The sequence below is a fragment of the Amycolatopsis sp. N2S4-7 genome, from assembly GCF_058119595.1.
Window position 1 is genome coordinate 4,508,612 of record NZ_CP172299.1, and the last position, 14,808, is coordinate 4,523,419.

16 protein-coding genes are annotated in these 14,808 nt (G+C 70.3%); 8 read left to right on the forward strand and 8 right to left on the reverse strand.

Annotated features, from left to right (window positions below; translation table 11 throughout):
- The first annotated feature begins 1 nt into the window (after position 1).
- Positions 2 to 457, forward strand: a complete 456-nt coding sequence (gene mce / locus ACH54P_RS21115; RefSeq protein ID WP_489915286.1) for a methylmalonyl-CoA epimerase — start codon at positions 2 to 4, stop codon at positions 455 to 457.
- A 231-nt stretch (positions 458 to 688) separates the two neighbouring features.
- Here the strand turns inward: mce and ACH54P_RS21120 are convergent, their stop codons facing one another.
- Positions 689 to 1,261, reverse strand: coding sequence for a TetR/AcrR family transcriptional regulator (locus ACH54P_RS21120; protein ID WP_489915288.1), 573 nt, complete (start codon positions 1,259 to 1,261; stop codon positions 689 to 691).
- Between the two features lie 19 nt (positions 1,262 to 1,280).
- Positions 1,281 to 1,649, reverse strand: coding sequence for an SPW repeat protein (locus ACH54P_RS21125; protein ID WP_489915290.1), 369 nt, complete (start codon positions 1,647 to 1,649; stop codon positions 1,281 to 1,283).
- 205 nt (positions 1,650 to 1,854) lie between these two features.
- On the opposite strand from ACH54P_RS21125, the gene ccrA reads away from it, so the two are divergent.
- The 6 genes from ccrA to ACH54P_RS21155 all read left to right on the forward strand — a co-directional run bounded on the left by ccrA (position 1,855) and on the right by ACH54P_RS21155 (position 8,512).
- Positions 1,855 to 3,195, forward strand: coding sequence for a crotonyl-CoA carboxylase/reductase (ccrA, locus tag ACH54P_RS21130; protein ID WP_489915292.1), 1,341 nt, complete (start codon positions 1,855 to 1,857; stop codon positions 3,193 to 3,195).
- Positions 3,196 to 3,378: 183 nt separating this feature from the next.
- Entirely contained in the window at positions 3,379 to 4,566 is a 1,188-nt protein-coding gene (locus ACH54P_RS21135) for a chromosome segregation protein (protein ID WP_489916556.1), read from the forward strand.
- A 93-nt stretch (positions 4,567 to 4,659) separates the two neighbouring features.
- Entirely contained in the window at positions 4,660 to 5,112 is a 453-nt protein-coding gene (locus ACH54P_RS21140; RefSeq protein ID WP_489915294.1) for a universal stress protein, read from the forward strand.
- A gap of 4 nt (positions 5,113 to 5,116) precedes the next feature.
- A complete protein-coding gene (locus ACH54P_RS21145) occupies positions 5,117 to 6,283 on the forward strand; it encodes an adenylate/guanylate cyclase domain-containing protein (protein ID WP_489915296.1) in 1,167 nt (388 codons plus the stop codon).
- A 715-nt stretch (positions 6,284 to 6,998) separates the two neighbouring features.
- A complete protein-coding gene (locus ACH54P_RS21150; protein WP_489915298.1) occupies positions 6,999 to 8,210 on the forward strand; it encodes a helix-turn-helix domain-containing protein in 1,212 nt (403 codons plus the stop codon).
- A gap of 5 nt (positions 8,211 to 8,215) precedes the next feature.
- Complete coding sequence (locus ACH54P_RS21155) at positions 8,216 to 8,512, forward strand: hypothetical protein (RefSeq protein WP_489915300.1); 297 nt, start codon at positions 8,216 to 8,218, stop codon at positions 8,510 to 8,512.
- A gap of 4 nt (positions 8,513 to 8,516) precedes the next feature.
- On the opposite strand, the gene paaE is transcribed toward ACH54P_RS21155, so the two are convergent.
- The 6 genes from paaE to paaZ form a co-directional block, all read right to left on the reverse strand.
- Positions 8,517 to 9,578, reverse strand: coding sequence for a 1,2-phenylacetyl-CoA epoxidase subunit PaaE (gene paaE, locus ACH54P_RS21160; RefSeq protein WP_489915302.1), 1,062 nt, complete (start codon positions 9,576 to 9,578; stop codon positions 8,517 to 8,519).
- Between the two features lies 1 nt (position 9,579).
- The gene (gene paaD, locus ACH54P_RS21165; protein ID WP_489915304.1) at positions 9,580 to 10,068 is read right to left on the reverse strand and encodes a 1,2-phenylacetyl-CoA epoxidase subunit PaaD; all 489 of its coding nucleotides are present in this window, start codon (positions 10,066 to 10,068) and stop codon (positions 9,580 to 9,582) included.
- Positions 10,062 to 10,919 carry a 1,2-phenylacetyl-CoA epoxidase subunit PaaC gene (gene paaC / locus ACH54P_RS21170; protein ID WP_489915306.1) on the reverse strand — a complete coding sequence of 286 codons (858 nt, stop codon included), beginning with the start codon at positions 10,917 to 10,919 and terminating at the stop codon, positions 10,062 to 10,064. Before paaC ends, paaD begins: the two co-directional genes overlap by 7 nt.
- The gene (paaB, locus tag ACH54P_RS21175) at positions 10,916 to 11,200 is read right to left on the reverse strand and encodes a 1,2-phenylacetyl-CoA epoxidase subunit PaaB (RefSeq protein ID WP_167384962.1); all 285 of its coding nucleotides are present in this window, start codon (positions 11,198 to 11,200) and stop codon (positions 10,916 to 10,918) included. The genes paaC and paaB overlap by 4 nt, the downstream gene beginning before the upstream one ends.
- A 68-nt stretch (positions 11,201 to 11,268) precedes the next feature.
- Positions 11,269 to 12,204 carry a 1,2-phenylacetyl-CoA epoxidase subunit PaaA gene (gene paaA, locus ACH54P_RS21180; RefSeq protein WP_489915308.1) on the reverse strand — a complete coding sequence of 312 codons (936 nt, stop codon included), beginning with the start codon at positions 12,202 to 12,204 and terminating at the stop codon, positions 11,269 to 11,271.
- Positions 12,201 to 14,231 (reverse strand): phenylacetic acid degradation bifunctional protein PaaZ, encoded by a 2,031-nt coding sequence (paaZ, locus tag ACH54P_RS21185; protein WP_489915310.1) that lies wholly within the window; start codon positions 14,229 to 14,231, stop codon positions 12,201 to 12,203. The genes paaA and paaZ overlap by 4 nt, the downstream gene beginning before the upstream one ends.
- A gap of 165 nt (positions 14,232 to 14,396) precedes the next feature.
- Here paaZ and paaI point away from each other — a divergent pair, with 165 nt between their 5' ends.
- Positions 14,397 to 14,807: a hydroxyphenylacetyl-CoA thioesterase PaaI gene (gene paaI / locus ACH54P_RS21190; protein ID WP_489915312.1), complete on the forward strand. Its 411-nt coding sequence runs from the start codon at positions 14,397 to 14,399 to the stop codon at positions 14,805 to 14,807.
- Position 14,808 lies beyond the last annotated feature (1 nt).

Genomic DNA, 14,808 nt, shown 5'->3' on the forward strand with positions numbered 1-14,808 from the left:
CATGAATGACGCCCTGCGGCCGTTCGTGACGGCCATCGACCACGTCGGCATCGCGGTCCCGGACCTGGACGCGGCCATCGAGTTCCACCGCGCGCACTTCGGCCTGGAAGTGGCGCACGAGGAGGTGAACGAGGAGCAGGGGGTGCGGGAGGCGATGCTGCGCGCGCCCGGCACGGCGGGCACGGAAACGCAGATCCAGCTGCTCGCGCCGCTGCGTGAAGACTCGGCGATCGGCAAGTTCCTGGCCAAGAGCGGCCCGGGGCTGCAGCAGCTGGCGTACCGCGTGTCCGATGTGGACGCCGCGGCGGCGGCCCTGCGCGAACAGGGCCTGCGCCTGCTGTACGACGCGGCGAAGCGCGGCACGTCCAACAGCCGGGTGAACTTCGTCCACCCGAAGGACGCCGGCGGCGTGCTGGTGGAACTGGTGGAACCGGCCAAGGACGGCGCCACGCACTGAGCACGGTCGTGATCCGGCCAGGGCGCCGGGACCGTGTCGCGCACAGAGCGCGGTCATGGATCGGCCAGGACGGCGCTGCGCATTGAGCGCGGCCGTGGACCGGCCAGGACGCCAACGACGGCCTGCGCCCTGAGGGCAGCCGATCCGTTCCGGCGTAACGACTCCGGCGCGACGGAGCCGCACGCCCGTGACAAACCCGCGGGCGAGCGGCCCCGAAGAGGCGTCGCCGGGCTAAGCCGGGGCCGCCTTGGAAGCGAGGGCGTCGGCGATGAACGTCAGCTCGCCGTCGAACTCGGCGGGGAGGTCGTCCTCCGAGTGCCGGGCCGTCGCGTGGCGGTGGCTGACCGCGCGGGCCAGCAGGCCCGACGCGCGGTCGACGTCGGCCGGCGGCAGGCCGCCGCCGGTTGCCGCCAGGATCACCGCGCGGACCTGGCGGACGAGCACCTGGAACCGCTCGTGGAGGGCGTCGCGGACGACGTGGTGGGTGTCGGCCTCGCGCCACAGCAGGTGCGAGAGGCCGAGCGATCGGCTGAAGCGGTGGTCGAGTTCGCGGACGAGCCGCCGCAGGCTGCCCACGAGGTCGCCGGGGACGACGACCACGGCCGGCTCGATGCGCTCGTCGGGCAGCCGCTCGACGAGCGCGGTGAGCAGATCCGCCTTGTGCCGGAAGTAGTAGTGCACCAGCCCCTTCGGCACTCCGGCCTGCTCCGCGATGCGGGAGGTCGGGGTGGCGTCGAAGCCGGACTCGGCGAAGAGCGCCTCGGCGGCGCAGAGAATGCGCTCCTTCGCCGAATCCTCGGTCATTCCGGTGCCTCCTGGTCGCTCAGTGCTGGCCTGCCGTGCGGTGCGCGGCGTTCGCGACCGGCATCGCTGCCGCGCCGGCGACGACCGTCAGCACCCCGGCGATCCAGGACGTCCAGGACGCGCCGTTGAACTCGGTGTACCCCATCACCCACGGCGCGATGAAGAGCAGCACGCCGAGCGCGATCTGGATGCCTTCGCCGTAGACCATGCCCGGCATCGCCAGCGAGACCAGGCCGTCGAGTGCGATCAGGGCGCCCAAGATGACCATCGTCCACATCGCGGTCGTGTCCGTGCTCAGCCAAAGGGGTGAAAGAGCGGCGACCACCCCGATGACGACCTCGGCCCAGTCGTGGGGCCGGGTCCATGCGCGCGTAGAGACTTCACTCATTCGTGCTCACCTCCGTCGGTGAAACTGCTGGTCGGGTGGGTGTACCCACTGCCGATGATCCGCTTGACTGGCCAGCCGGTCAAGATTACTCGGTCACAGTTCGGCGTGTAATGGTGCCGCTCGTCTCGTACAGTTGTGTCCGCGAGTTACCGGCGAGTAATTTCTGGCGCCAACGCCGTTGACCCCCATCTCCGCGGAGGAACCGATGACGCAGCTCGGCGAGATCCAGCAGGCCATCCTGAACGGCGAGTCCGCCGCGGTCGGCTCCTTGCCCGTCCCCGAGAGCTACCGCGGGGTGACCGTGCACGCCGACGAGGTCGCCATGTTCGACGGCCTCGAGAGCCGGGACAAGGACCCCCGCAAGTCGCTGCACGTGGACGAGGTGCCCGTCCCGGAGCTGGGGCCGGGCGAGGCCCTGGTCGCGGTGATGGCGAGCGCCATCAACTACAACACCGTGTGGACGTCGATCTTCGAGCCGATCCCCACGTTCAAGTTCCTCAAGAAGTACGGCAAGCTCTCGCCGCTGGCCAAGCGGCACGACCTGCCCTACCACGTCGTCGGCTCCGACCTGTCCGGCGTGGTGCTGCGCACCGGCGTCGGCGTGCACAACTGGAAGCCGGGCGACGAGGTCGTCGCGCACTGCCTGAACGTCGAGCTGGAAAGCCCGGACGGGCACAACGACACGATGCTCGACACCGAGCAGCGGATCTGGGGCTTCGAGACGAACTTCGGCGGGCTCGCCGAGGTCGCGCTGGTCAAGGCCAACCAGCTGATGCCGAAGCCGGACCACCTGACCTGGGAGGAAGCCGCCTCCCCCGGCTTGGTCAACTCGACCGCCTACCGCCAGCTGGTCTCGCGCAACGGCGCCGACATGAAGCAGGGTGACGTCGTCCTGATCTGGGGCGCCTCGGGTGGCCTCGGCTCCTACGCGACGCAGTACGCGCTGAACGGCGGCGCCATCCCGGTGTGCGTCGTGTCCAGCCCGGAGAAGGCCGCGATCTGCCGGAAGCTCGGCGCCGAGCTGATCATCGACCGCAGCGCCGAGGGCTACAAGTTCTGGAAGAGCGAGACCGAGCAGGACCCGAAGGAGTGGCAGCGCTTCGGCGCGAAGATCCGCGAGCTGACCGGCGGCGACGACCCGGACATCGTGTTCGAGCACCCGGGCCGGGAGACGTTCGGCGCTTCGGTCTACGCCGCGCGCAAGGGCGGCACGATCGTCACGTGCGCGTCGACGTCGGGGTACATGCACCAGTACGACAACCGCTACCTGTGGATGAACCTGAAGCGGATCATCGGCTCCCACTTCGCGAACTACCGCGAGTCCTGGGAGGCGAACCGGCTGATCGCGAAGGGGTTGATCCACCCGACGCTCTCCAAGACGTACCCGCTCGAGGAGACCGGGCAGGCCGCGTTGGACGTGCACCGCAACGCCCACCAGGGCAAGGTCGGCGTGCTCGCGCTCGCCCCGCAGGAAGGCCTCGGCGTCCGCGACGAGGAGAAGCGCGCGAAGCACATCGAGGGGATCAACGCGTTCCGCGGCGCCTGAGCCGCGAAGGCGCCGGGAGCGGCTCCGCTCCCGGCGTCAGGAAGCGCCCAAGATGCGCCGGATCCGGCCAGTTCCCCTCGCCGCAGCAGACGGCGCGTTCGGCGCACGGCCCGGGTGCTCACCCTTCCGTGACCCGGCTGCGACTACGGTAGGGCCATGAGCCTTGGCGATGAACGGGAGCTTGTGCCGCTGGGAGCCGGCTTCGACGTGGCGAAGCGCGGGTACAGCCGAGCGCAGGTCGACGAACACCTCGAACGGCTTGACGCCGACCTGAAGATGCTCACCGCCGATCGGGACGCCGCCATCGCGCAGGCCGGCGACCTGGCCCGGCAGCTGGAGATCGCGCGCGGCGAGATCGCGGACCTGCGCGGGCAGGTCGACCGGCTCGCCCAGCCGCCCACGAGCGTCGAAGGCCTGTCCGAACGGCTGCAGCGGATGCTGCGTCTCGCGCAGGACGAGTCCGCCGACACGCGCGCCCGCGCCGAAGCCGAGGCCGGGCACATCCGGGCCAAGGCCGAGACGGACGCGAGCGCCATGCGCGCCCGGTACGAGCAGCTGCTCACCGAGCTCGACCTGCGGCGCAAGGAGATGGAGGCGGAGCACCGCAAGGTGCTCGAGGACGCCCGCGCGCAGGCCAAGAAGATCACCGACGAGGCCGAGGCGGAGCGCAAGCGCCTCGACACCGAGTCCTCCGACCGCCGCACGAAGGTCGAAGAGGACTTCGAGATCGCGATGGCCTCGCGGCGCACCGAGGCGATGCGGGTGCTCGCCGAGCAGGAGGCGGCGAGCAAGGCCGAGGCCGCGCGTCGCGTCCAGGAAGCCACGCAGGACGCCGCCGACATCCGCGCGAAGGTCCTCGAAGAGGAGAAGGCCGCGAAGGCGGACATCGACCGTCGCCTGCGGGAGTCGGTCGCGGAGGCGAACAAGCGCCGTCAGGACTCGATCACCGAGGCGAACGCCCGGCTCGCGGAGGCCGCCGACGAGGCGCGGCGCCGCGTGACGAACGCGACCGAGGAGTCGAACCGGCGGATCACCCAGGCGAACGAGCGGGTCGACGCGCTGCGCAAGGTGCGCGGCGGGCTGGCCGAGCAGGTGCGCGCGGCGCGGGCGGTGCTGGCCGAGGCGCACACCGTCCTCGGCGATGACGTGAAGGTGCCCGCGGACGTCAAGGCGGACCTCTCGGCCGACAAGACCGACTCCGACGCCGTGGACGAAACCGAGAAGACGGTCCGCGTGACCGACGTCGAGGAGACCATCCGCATCCGCGCCGCCGACGTGCCGAAGCCGAAGCAGGCCCCCAAGCCGGTGGCGAAGCCCACGCCGAAGCCGACTCCGCGGCCAACCGGAGCGCAGAAAGCGACTGGCGAGTAACCTTCCACCCGACACGGGCGCGGACGACCCTGCACGGCCGGTACCGACCGGCTATCGTCCCTGCTCACGCGGGATCACCTGGAGGTTTTGCGCATGGGTGCGGCATATCGGACCGTGGTGGTGGGCACGGACGGCTCGGAGTCCTCGTTCGCGGCAGTGGACCGCGCGGCGGCGGTGGCCGGCGACGCGGGCGCGACGCTCGTCATCGCGTGTGCGTTCTACCCGGCCAGCAAGTCCGACGTCGACAAGGCCCAGGACGTCCTCGGCGACGAGGCGTACCAGGTCGTCGGCTCGGCTCCGGCCGAGGACACGCTGCAGTCGGCGCGGGACCGGGCGGCGCGCGCGGGCGCGGGGAAGATCGACACGGTCGCCGTGAAGGGCGACCCGGTCGACTCGCTGCGCAAGGTGGTGCACGAGCGCGAGGCCGACCTCCTGGTGGTCGGCAACCGCGGGCTGAACACGATCGCCGGCCGGATCCTGGGCTCGGTGCCGTCCGAGGTGGCGCGCAAGTCCGGCGTGGACGTGCTGATCGTCCACACGACCTGAGCTCGTGGCCGATTCGAGCGAAGAGCTCCAGCAACGGCTCGAACGCGTCCTGCTCGGCGGCAGGCGGAAATACACCCGGCTCGAGGTGGCGGAAAAGGCCGGTGTGCCCGAAGACCGGTCACGCCGGCTTTGGCGCGCGCTCGGCTTCGCGACGGTCGCCGACGACGAGGTCGTCTTCACCGACGCGGACGTCGAGGCGATGCGGACCGCGGACCAGCTGGTGCAGTCCGGGCTGATCGACCCGAGCATCGAGGTGTCGGTGACGCGCGCGCTCGGCCAGCACCTGTCGCGGCTGGCCGAGTGGCAGGTCGACATGCTGTGGGAGCTGATCAAGGAGCAGCCGGAGCTGGGCCGCAGCGAGCGCCAGGTGACGCGGCTGGTCGACCGGCTGCTGCCGGAGCTCGAGCGGGTGCAGAACTTCGTCTGGCGCCGCCACCTGGCGGCGTACGCCGGCCGGGCGTTCGCGGCGCCGGACGAGCACCTGGAGAGCCGCACGGAGGTGGTCGGCTTCGTCGACATGGTCGGCTACACGCGGCTGACCCGCCAGATCGACGAAGAAGAGCTCAGCCGGGTGCTCGACGCGTTCGAGACCCTGGCCACGGAGGTGATCGCCGAGCACCACGGCCGGGTGGTGAAGATGATCGGCGACGAAGTCCTGTTCGTCGCGGACTCGCCGACGGACGCGGCGGAGATCGCCCTGGCCCTGACCGAGCGCACGTCGGCGGACGAGACGTTGCCGGCCGTCCGCGCGGGCATGGCCTCCGGCCGGATCCTGTCGCGCTTCGGCGACGTGTACGGATCGGTGGTCAACCTGGCGGCCCGCCTGACTTCGGTGGCCCGCCCGGGCACGATCCTGGTGGACCGCGAGCTGGCCTCGGAGCTGGCGGAGGAAAAGGCGTACGAGCTGCGGATGCGCCGGCCGGTGACGGTCCGGGGTTACAACCGCCTCCGTCCGGCAGCGCTGCGCCGGGCCAGCGAGGCACCGACGGGGATGTTCGCGAGTTCCCAGCAGCTGGCGGCGGAGATGCTGGGGCTGACGGATCCGAGCTCCCGCGAGGAGAACGGCGCTCCGGCTGAGCCGGACGCGGAGACGTCGCCGGAGAGCGAGGCCGCCGACGGTCTTGACGCACCTTCCCGCCCACGCCGCCGGCGGCGCCGGCGCATCCTCTGACCAGCCGGCAGCCGGCCCCACGGCCCCGACGGCGATGTAGCAGACCTGCAAGGTTGCCTGTTTCCAGCGAGGGCAGGCAACAGGCAACGCCTTGTCGTGAATACTCGGCCGGACAAACCTTGGACAAGAACCTGATCGAGTTCGGTTCGCAATTGTCTCCCGACGCCGTCTGTTAGCTCCGGACGAAGCATCGGGTCGAAGGTCCCCTCGTTGGCGCGAGGGGACCTTCATTGCGTTGGCCTCCCGGTCGTCCTCCCGCACCCGAGGCGTTCTCTGTTTCCTATTGAGCTGGGCAACAGGAAACGGCTTTTCGTGAATGCTCCGGCGGACGAATCCTGGACAAAGAACCGAGCGGGGCTCTCGAGCTCGTTTTTCCGAGGGCGCCTGTTCGCTCCGGACGAGGCATTGGATCGAAGTCCCTCCGTTGGCGCGGACGGGACCAGCGCCACCTGCACGTTGATCAAAAACGCTCCTGGCCCACGAGGGGGTAGCCAAGAACGTTGGGCAAGATGCATCATGTAGCTGCCTGAGCGACCTCGGAGTCCCGGCAGCGCCAACTGTGGAGGACACAAACCAGCCGAGCAGCCCGGGCCAGAAGCCTTCGTCCGGAGCTGAACAGAAGCGCGGTGGTGTCCGATGATGCACGGGTTCGTTCTCCCCATGAGCAGCGCGTCCTGGCCACGGCCGGTGCGCCCGTGGCGTGAGAAGCCCGCCGATGGACGCCCCTGAATCCCGGCGAGGACGGATTCCGGACTTCGGCGAAGAGATGCGACGCCGGCGAATGTCGGTCGGAATGTCGCTCTCCGGCTTGTCCACAGCCGTCCACTTCAGCAAGGGCTACCTCAGCAAGGTCGAAACCGGCCGAGCTCGCGTCAATCGCGAGTTCGCGCAAGCCTGCGACCGTGCTCTCGACGCCCGCGGCGAACTGCTCGCCCTCGTCCCGGAACCGGCGCCTCCGCCGATGCGAGTGCCGGTTGCCGACCACCCGCCTGAGACCGGTGACGTCCCGGTAGTGATCGGCACCGCGGCGCTGGCGAGTGTCAGTGAACTGCTGAGGCATTATCGGGTGCTTACGCGCGTGGCGACACCTCGGCTCGCCATCGTCGCCGTCCGCGATCACGCTTCCAGGCTGCAGCAGCACCTCGGTCGCCGAGACGTAGCCGTCACGGTGCTCGCGGCCCAGGCCGCCGAACTCGCGGGATGGCTCGAGCAGGAAATCGGGGACATGCGTGCGGCACGGCGGTGGACCGTCCAGTCGGGCGAGCTCGCACGAGCGGCCGGCCGGGACGATCTGGCGGGCTACGCACACCTCCGGATGGCCGATTTCGCGCTGGAGACCGGGGACGGCGAGTCCGCGCTCGCGCGCGTCGCGGCTGCCGCACGACTGCTCGATCCAGACGATGTTCGGCTGCAGGGTCTGCTCGCGGTGCGCAGGGTCCGCGTGCAGGCGCTCAGGGGTGGCCGGGACGAACTCCGTCATGTCTTGGACTCGGTCCAACGCATCCCGAGCGGCAGTGTCAGCGGGTACGGCGAGGACAGCGGTCTTGACGGCAAGGTCGTTCGCGCGGTGGCCGAAGGCTGGGCACTGTCCGAGTCGCGCGATGACCTCCAGGGAGCCTGCCGCGCACTCGAGCGAGCGCTCGAGGTCACGCCACTGGACAACGCACGATTGCGTCACCGGGTGCAGGCACGGCTGGCCTTGACCCAGGCCGAGACGGGCGACGTCGACCGAGCCGGCGCTCAGGTCACCCACCTCGTCGACGATGCGCGCACCCTCGAATCCGCCACCGCTCAACTGGATCTACGCCGTTTGCGTCGCGCTCTCGGTCGTTGGAACGGCAAGGAGGTCGATGAGCTCCGCGCCGTGCTGGCCGAGGTACTGCAACAGCCCGCCGGAGCCGATCAACACCCGGCCGGGGTCTGGTGAGTACCGTGACCGAGCCGGGCGCGACGGAGCTGCCGACCGGAATCTGGGCTCTCGTCGCTTACGTCGTCAGCGTTGAGCGGCGCACCGACAACCTGGTCCGGCTGATCAAGGTCGTCACGTTCGCGGTCATCGCCGTTCTCGTCATCCTCTCGATCATCGTCGGCGGCGTGCTGATGAGCACTGGTCACGTCAACGATGGTCTCGCCTTGCTCGCTGGAGCCGCCATGTCTCCCGTCATCGGCGGTCTGAGCTGGAAGGGTTTCACGACGCTGCGTCGCTTCCTCCGGCGGCGGCTCGAGTGAGACCTCAAGCGTCGAAGTCGACCGTGATCGTCTCCGAGACCGGGTACGACTGGCACGTCAGGACGAACCCCGCCGCCACCTCGGCCTTCTCCAGGGCGAAGTTCCGCCGCAGGTCGACTTTGCCCTCCGTCACCCGGGCGCGACACGTTCCGCACACCCCGCCCTTGCACGCGAACGGCAGGTCCGGGCGGAACTTCTGGGCCCCGTCCAGCACCGACGTCGACCTCGGCAAGGTCATCGTCGTCGAACGGCTGTCCAGCACCACCGAAACCTCGGACGACTCCCCCGAAACCGACGGGTTGTCGTGCACCACCGGTGCCGGCGGGGTGTCCACGTAGAACAGCTCCTGGTGCACCCGTGACTCCGGCACCCCCAGCGATGCCAGCAGCTCCTGCGCACCCGTCACCATCTCGAACGGGCCGCACAGCCACCAGTGGTCCACGGACGAAACCGGCACCAGGGAGGAGAACAGCGTCCTCAGCTTCGGCACGTCCAGGCGGCCCGTGAACAGCTCCGCCTCGCGGGGCTCCCGCGAAAGCACGTGGATCAGCTCCAGCCGCGACGGGGCGCTGTCCTTCAGGTCCGCCAGTTCGTCCGCGAACATCACCGTGTCCGTGCGGCGGTTGCCGTACAGGACCGTGACCGTTGCCGTCGAGAAGCGCAGGAGGGAGGACACGATCGAGAGCACCGGGGTGATGCCCGAGCCCGCCGCGATCAGGACGTGGTGGCCGCCCGTGGCGAGGTCCGGGGTGAACGAGCCGGACGGCGGGGCGACCTCGATCGTGTCGCCCGGGCGGACCTCGTTCAGCAGCCACGACGAGAACACCCCGCCCGGCACCAGGCGGACGCCCACCCGCGGCGGTGCGCCCGCCGGCGCGCAGATCGAGTACGAACGGCGCTCGTCGCGCCCGTCGACGGACCGCCGGAGTGTCAGCGACTGGCCCGGCTTGAAGGCGAACTCCGCGGAAAGGGCCTCGGGGACGTCGAACGTCACCGCGACGGCGTCGTCGCACAACCGCTCGATGCCCGCGACCTTCAGGTCGTGGAACCCTCGGGAAAGCGTCACCCTAGATCTCCTTGACGTGCTCGAACGGCTCGGAGCACGAACGGCAGCGCCGCAGCGCCTTGCACGCCGTCGCGCCGAAGCGGGACTGCTCCTCCGTGTCCGCGGACCCGCACAACGGGCAGACGACCCGCGACACCGGCGCCGACAGCGTCAGCGGGATCGGGCCCGACCGCCGCGGCGCCGCGCCCGGTGGGGCGATCCCCGCCGAAGCCAGCTTCTGCCGCCCCGAAGGCGTGATCCAGTCCGACGACCACGGCGGCGAAAGCACCGTCCGGATCTCGACGTCGGTGAAGCCCGCCGAAACCAGCGCGTGCTCGAGGTTGTCGCGCATGGTGTCCATCGCCGGGCAGCCGGTGTACGTCGGCGTGATCGCGACGACCACGCGGCCGCCGGATTCGGATACCGAGCGCAGCACGCCCAGGTCCGCCAGCGTCAGCATCGGCAGCTCCGGGTCGGTGACCGTCGCCGCGACGGCCTCGGCGGTCACCATTTCGCGCCCGGCATCGCCCGGGCGACGCTCTGCAGCTCCGCCAGCACGTACCCCATCTGCTCGGTGTGGACGCCGTCGCGGCCCGTCCGGCCCGACACGCCGGCGAGCTCGCCGGAAGACGGGCGCACCAACGTCGCCGCGGCAAGCGCCTGGTCCAGGACCAGCTCGAACTCCGGCCGCAGCGAAGCGGCGTCCACCAGCTCGAGCGGGTGCGTGCGGAACAGCTCGCCGACGTACGGCCACATCGCGTCGAGGCCTTCCTGCATCCGCTCGTGCGACAACGGCGTGCCGTCGCCGAGGCGGACCAGCCACTGCGCCGCGTAGTCGCGGTGGTAGGTCACCTCCTTGACCCCCTTGTCCGCGATCGCCGCCAGCACCGGGTCCACCGACGACACCAGCCGCTGCAGCAGCGCCAGCCGCCACGTCGAGAACACGAACAGCCGCGCGATCAGGTGCCCGAAGTGCCCGCCGCCCAGCTCGGCGAGCCGGACGTTGCGGAACTCGTTTTCGACGCGAGAGAACGCGAAAGAGTCCTCCGTGCGTGAAGTTCCGTCGGCCTTGCCGGCCCGCGCGAGCAGCAGCCGCGCCTGGCCGAGCAGGTCGAGGGCGATGTTCGCGATCGCGACCTCGTCCTCCAGCTCGGGCGCGTTCGTGCACCACTCCTGCAACCGGTGGGAGAAGATCAGCGCGTCGTCGCCCAGCATCAGGCAGTACGCGGCGAGCCGGGCACCGTCCACACCGGACGGTACCGAAGTGTCCACTCCGGACAGCGGGTCCTCGAAGCCGGTGCCGAACGCCCAGCGGGCGTCGTTCTCCTCGGTCAGCGACTCGTACACGTTGTCGAAACTCATATGTGCGGCACCTCCTCGGGGATGTCGTAGAACGTCGGGTGCCGGTAGACCTTGTCGCCGCTGGGCGCGAAGAACGGGTCCTTCTCGTCCGGCGACGACGCCGTGATGTCCGCCGCCCGGACGACCCAGATCGACACGCCTTCGTTGCGGCGGGTGTAGAGGTCGCGGGCGTGGTGCAGCGCCATCTGGTCGTCGGCCGCGTGCAGCGACCCGACGTGCACGTGGTTCAGCCCGCGCTTGCCGCGGACGAACACCTCGTACAGCGGCCAGTCGTGCTTGATCGGGCCGGGCGCGGCGGGGACGCCGTCCAGGGGGACGGCTCCGTGGCCGCCCTCGGCGGTCAGGTCGCTCACTTGCGCTCCTCGTTCTTCTTCGCGTGCGCCACAGCGGCTTCGCGGACCCAGGCACCGTCCTCGTGGGCGCGGCGACGGTGGACGATCCGCGAGGCGTTGCAGGGGCCGTTGCCCTTGAGCACGTTCTTGAACTCGTCCCAGTCCACCGCGCCGAAGTCGTAGTGCCCGCGCGCCGCGTTCCACTTCAGGTCGGGGTCCGGGAACGTGACGCCGAGGGCCTCGGCCTGCGGCACCGACATGTCGACGAACCGCTGCCGCAGCTCGTCGTTGGTGTGCCGCTTGACCTTCCACGCCATCGACTGCGCCGTGTTCGGCGAATCCGCGTCCGGCGGGCCGAACATCATCAGCGACGGCCACCACCAGCGGTTCACGGCCTCCTGGACCATCTCCCGCTGCTGGTCGGTGCCCTTCATCATCGTCATCAGCAGCTCGTAGCCCTGCCGCTGGTGGAAGGACTCCTCCTTGCAGATCCGGATCATCGCCCGCGCGTACGGCCCGTACGACGACCGGCACAGCGGCACCTGGTTGCAGATCGCGGCGCCGTCGACCAGCCAGCCGATCACGCCGACGTCGGCGAAGGTCAGCGTCGGGTAGTTGAAGATCGACGAGTACTTCTGCCGACCGGTGATCAGCTTGTCGGTCAGGTCCGCCCGGTCCGCGCCCAGCGTCGCCGCCGCCGAATACAGGTACAGCCCGTGCCCGGCCTCGTCCTGCACCTTGGCCAGCAGGATCGCCTTGCGCCGCAGCGACGGCGCCCGCGTGATCCAGTTGCCCTCGGGCTGCATGCCGATGATCTCCGAATGCGCGTGCTGCGCGATCTGCCGGATCATCGTCTTGCGGTAGCCCTCGGGCACCCAGTCCCGCGGCTCGATGCGCTGGTCACGCTCGATCGTGTGCTCGAAGTGCTCCTCGAGCGACGCCACAGCGGTCACGGCTGCTCCTTCGAAACCAGGGTCAGGACGTCGTACTTGGCCACGGACTCGCCCTCGGCGTTGGTGACGTCGGCGTCCCAGCGGACCTCGCCGTACTCCTGGTCGATCCGCGGGGTGATCTGCTTGGCGGTCAGGGTCACCGTCAGCGAGTCGCCGACCTTGACCGGCGTGAGGAACCTCAGGTTCTCCAGGCCGTAGTTGGCCAGCACCGGGCCCGGTTCGGGCGAGACAAACAGGCCCGCCGCAAACGACACGACCAGGTAGCCGTGCGCGACGATCCCGCCGAACAGCGGGTTCGCGGCCGCCGCCTCGGGGTCGGTGTGGGCGTAGAACGTGTCGCCGGTGAACTCGGCGAAGTGGTCGACGTCCTCCTGGGTGACCGTCCGCGGCCCGGCGACGACGGAGTCGCCGATGCGCAGCTCGGCCAGCGACTTCCGGAACGGGTGGACGTCCCCTTCGGTGCGCGGCGCGCCGGTGACCCAGCGGCCGGTGACGGCCGAGAGCACGGCGGGCGAGCCCTGCACGGCGGTGCGCTGCATGTGGTGCAGCACCCCGCGGATCCCGCCCATCTCCTCGCCGCCGCCCGCGCGACCGGGGCCGCCGTGGACCAGCTGCGGCATCGGCGAGCCGTGCCCAGTGGACTCCTTCGCGTCGTCGGCGTCCAGCACCAGCAGGCGGCCGTGGAACGGCGCCGCGCCGAGGACGACCTCGCGCACGAACTCCTTGTCCGCGGACACGATCGACCCGGCGAGGCTGCCGCCGCCGCGCGCGGCGAAGTCGACGACCTGCTCGGTGGACGTGTAGGGCATCAGCGTCGAGACCGGGCCGAACGCCTCGACCTCGTGCGGCTCGCTGCGCTCCGGGTCGGCCTTGAGCAGCACCGGGGAGATGAACGCGCCGCGCTCGGCGTCGGCGTCGACCACGTCGACCCGCTCGGGGTCGCCGAAGACGACGCTGCCCGCGTCCAGCAGCGCCTTGAGCGAGCGCCGGACCTCCTCACGCTGCTCGAGGCCGGCCAGCGCGCCCATCCGGACACCTTCCGAACCCGGGTTGCCGACCGTCACCTTCGCCAACCGCGCCGAGGCAGCTTCCGCGACGTCGTCGAGCAGCGAAGCCGGGACGAAGGCGCGGCGGATCGCGGTGCACTTCTGCCCCGCCTTCACCGTCATCTCCGTGGTCAGCTGCTTGACGAACAGGTCGAACTCCGTCGTCCCCTTGACCGCGTCCGGGCCGAGGATCGAGCAGTTCAGCGAGTCGGCCTCGGCGTTGAAGCGGACGGCGTTGCGGATGATCGCCGGGTGCGCCCGCAGCTTCTGCGCCGTCGACGCCGAGCCGGTGAACGACACCAGGTCCTGCGCGGTGACGTGGTCCAGCAGGTCGCCGACGCTGCCGGCGACGAACTGCAGCGACCCCTCCGGCAGGATCCCCGACTCGATGATCAGCTCGACCAGCCGCGCGGTCAGGTACGCCGTCGAGCTGGCCGGCTTGACCAGGCTCGGCACCCCGGCCAGGAACGCGGGCGCGAACTTCTCGAGCGGTCCCCACACGGGGAAGTTGAACGCGTTGATCTGCACCGCCACGCCCCGCAGCGGGGTGGCGACGTGCTGGGCGACGAACGTGCCCCCGCGCGACAAGGGCTCGACCGCGCCCTCGACGTAGACGGTGTCGTTCGGCAGCTCACGCTTGCCCTTCGAGGCGTAGCTGAACAGGACGCCGATGCCGCCGTCGATGTCGAACTTGGAGTCACCCAGCGTGGCGCCGGTGCGAGCGGAGAGCGCGTACAGCTCTTCGCGGTGTTCGCGCAGGTGGGAGGCCAGCGCCTTCAGCAGGGCCGCACGCTGGTGGAAGGTCAGTTCCCGCAGCGCCGGGCCGCCCACGCGGCGGCCGTACTCCAGCGCGCCGGCGAAGTCGAGGCCCTTCGACGAGATCCGGGCGACCTCTTCGCCCGTGGCCGCGTCGTGCAGGGGGACACCCTCGTCCGCCGCCGTGTGCCACTCGCCCGACACGTAGCTGCGCAACAATGCCATCAGGTCCGACCTCTCCGCCGAATTACCTACCGGACGTTCAGTTAATCCCAGGGTAGCCGCTCACCCCGGAGATCGGAAGGGGGTGGCGCTTGACACGGCCCCGGGCACTGCCTTTACTGAGCGACACCGCGAGGTGACCGTCCATTCGGTCAGTACGGAGGCTCCATGTCCAACGCCGCGCACACCATGTTCGCCGCCGACGAGGCGTCGCGCGCGGTGGGCATCGAACTGGTCGAAGCGAGCGACGGCCGGGCGGTGGCGACCATGACGATCACCCGGGCGATGGTCAACGGGCACGACATCGCGCACGGCGGGTACGTCTTCCTCCTGGCCGACACGGCGTTCGCCTGCGCCTGCAACACCCACGGCCCGGTGACGGTCGCCGCGGGCGCCGAGATCTCCTTCGTCGCGGCCGGCCGGCTCGGGGACCACCTCGTCGCCACGGCCACCGAGCGCACCCGCTACGGCCGCAACGGCATCTACGACGTCACCGTGCGCCGGGAGACCCCCGGCGGGTCCGAGGTCGTCGCCGAATTCCGCGGCCGCAGCCGCGCCATCTCCGCGAAACGGGACTGAC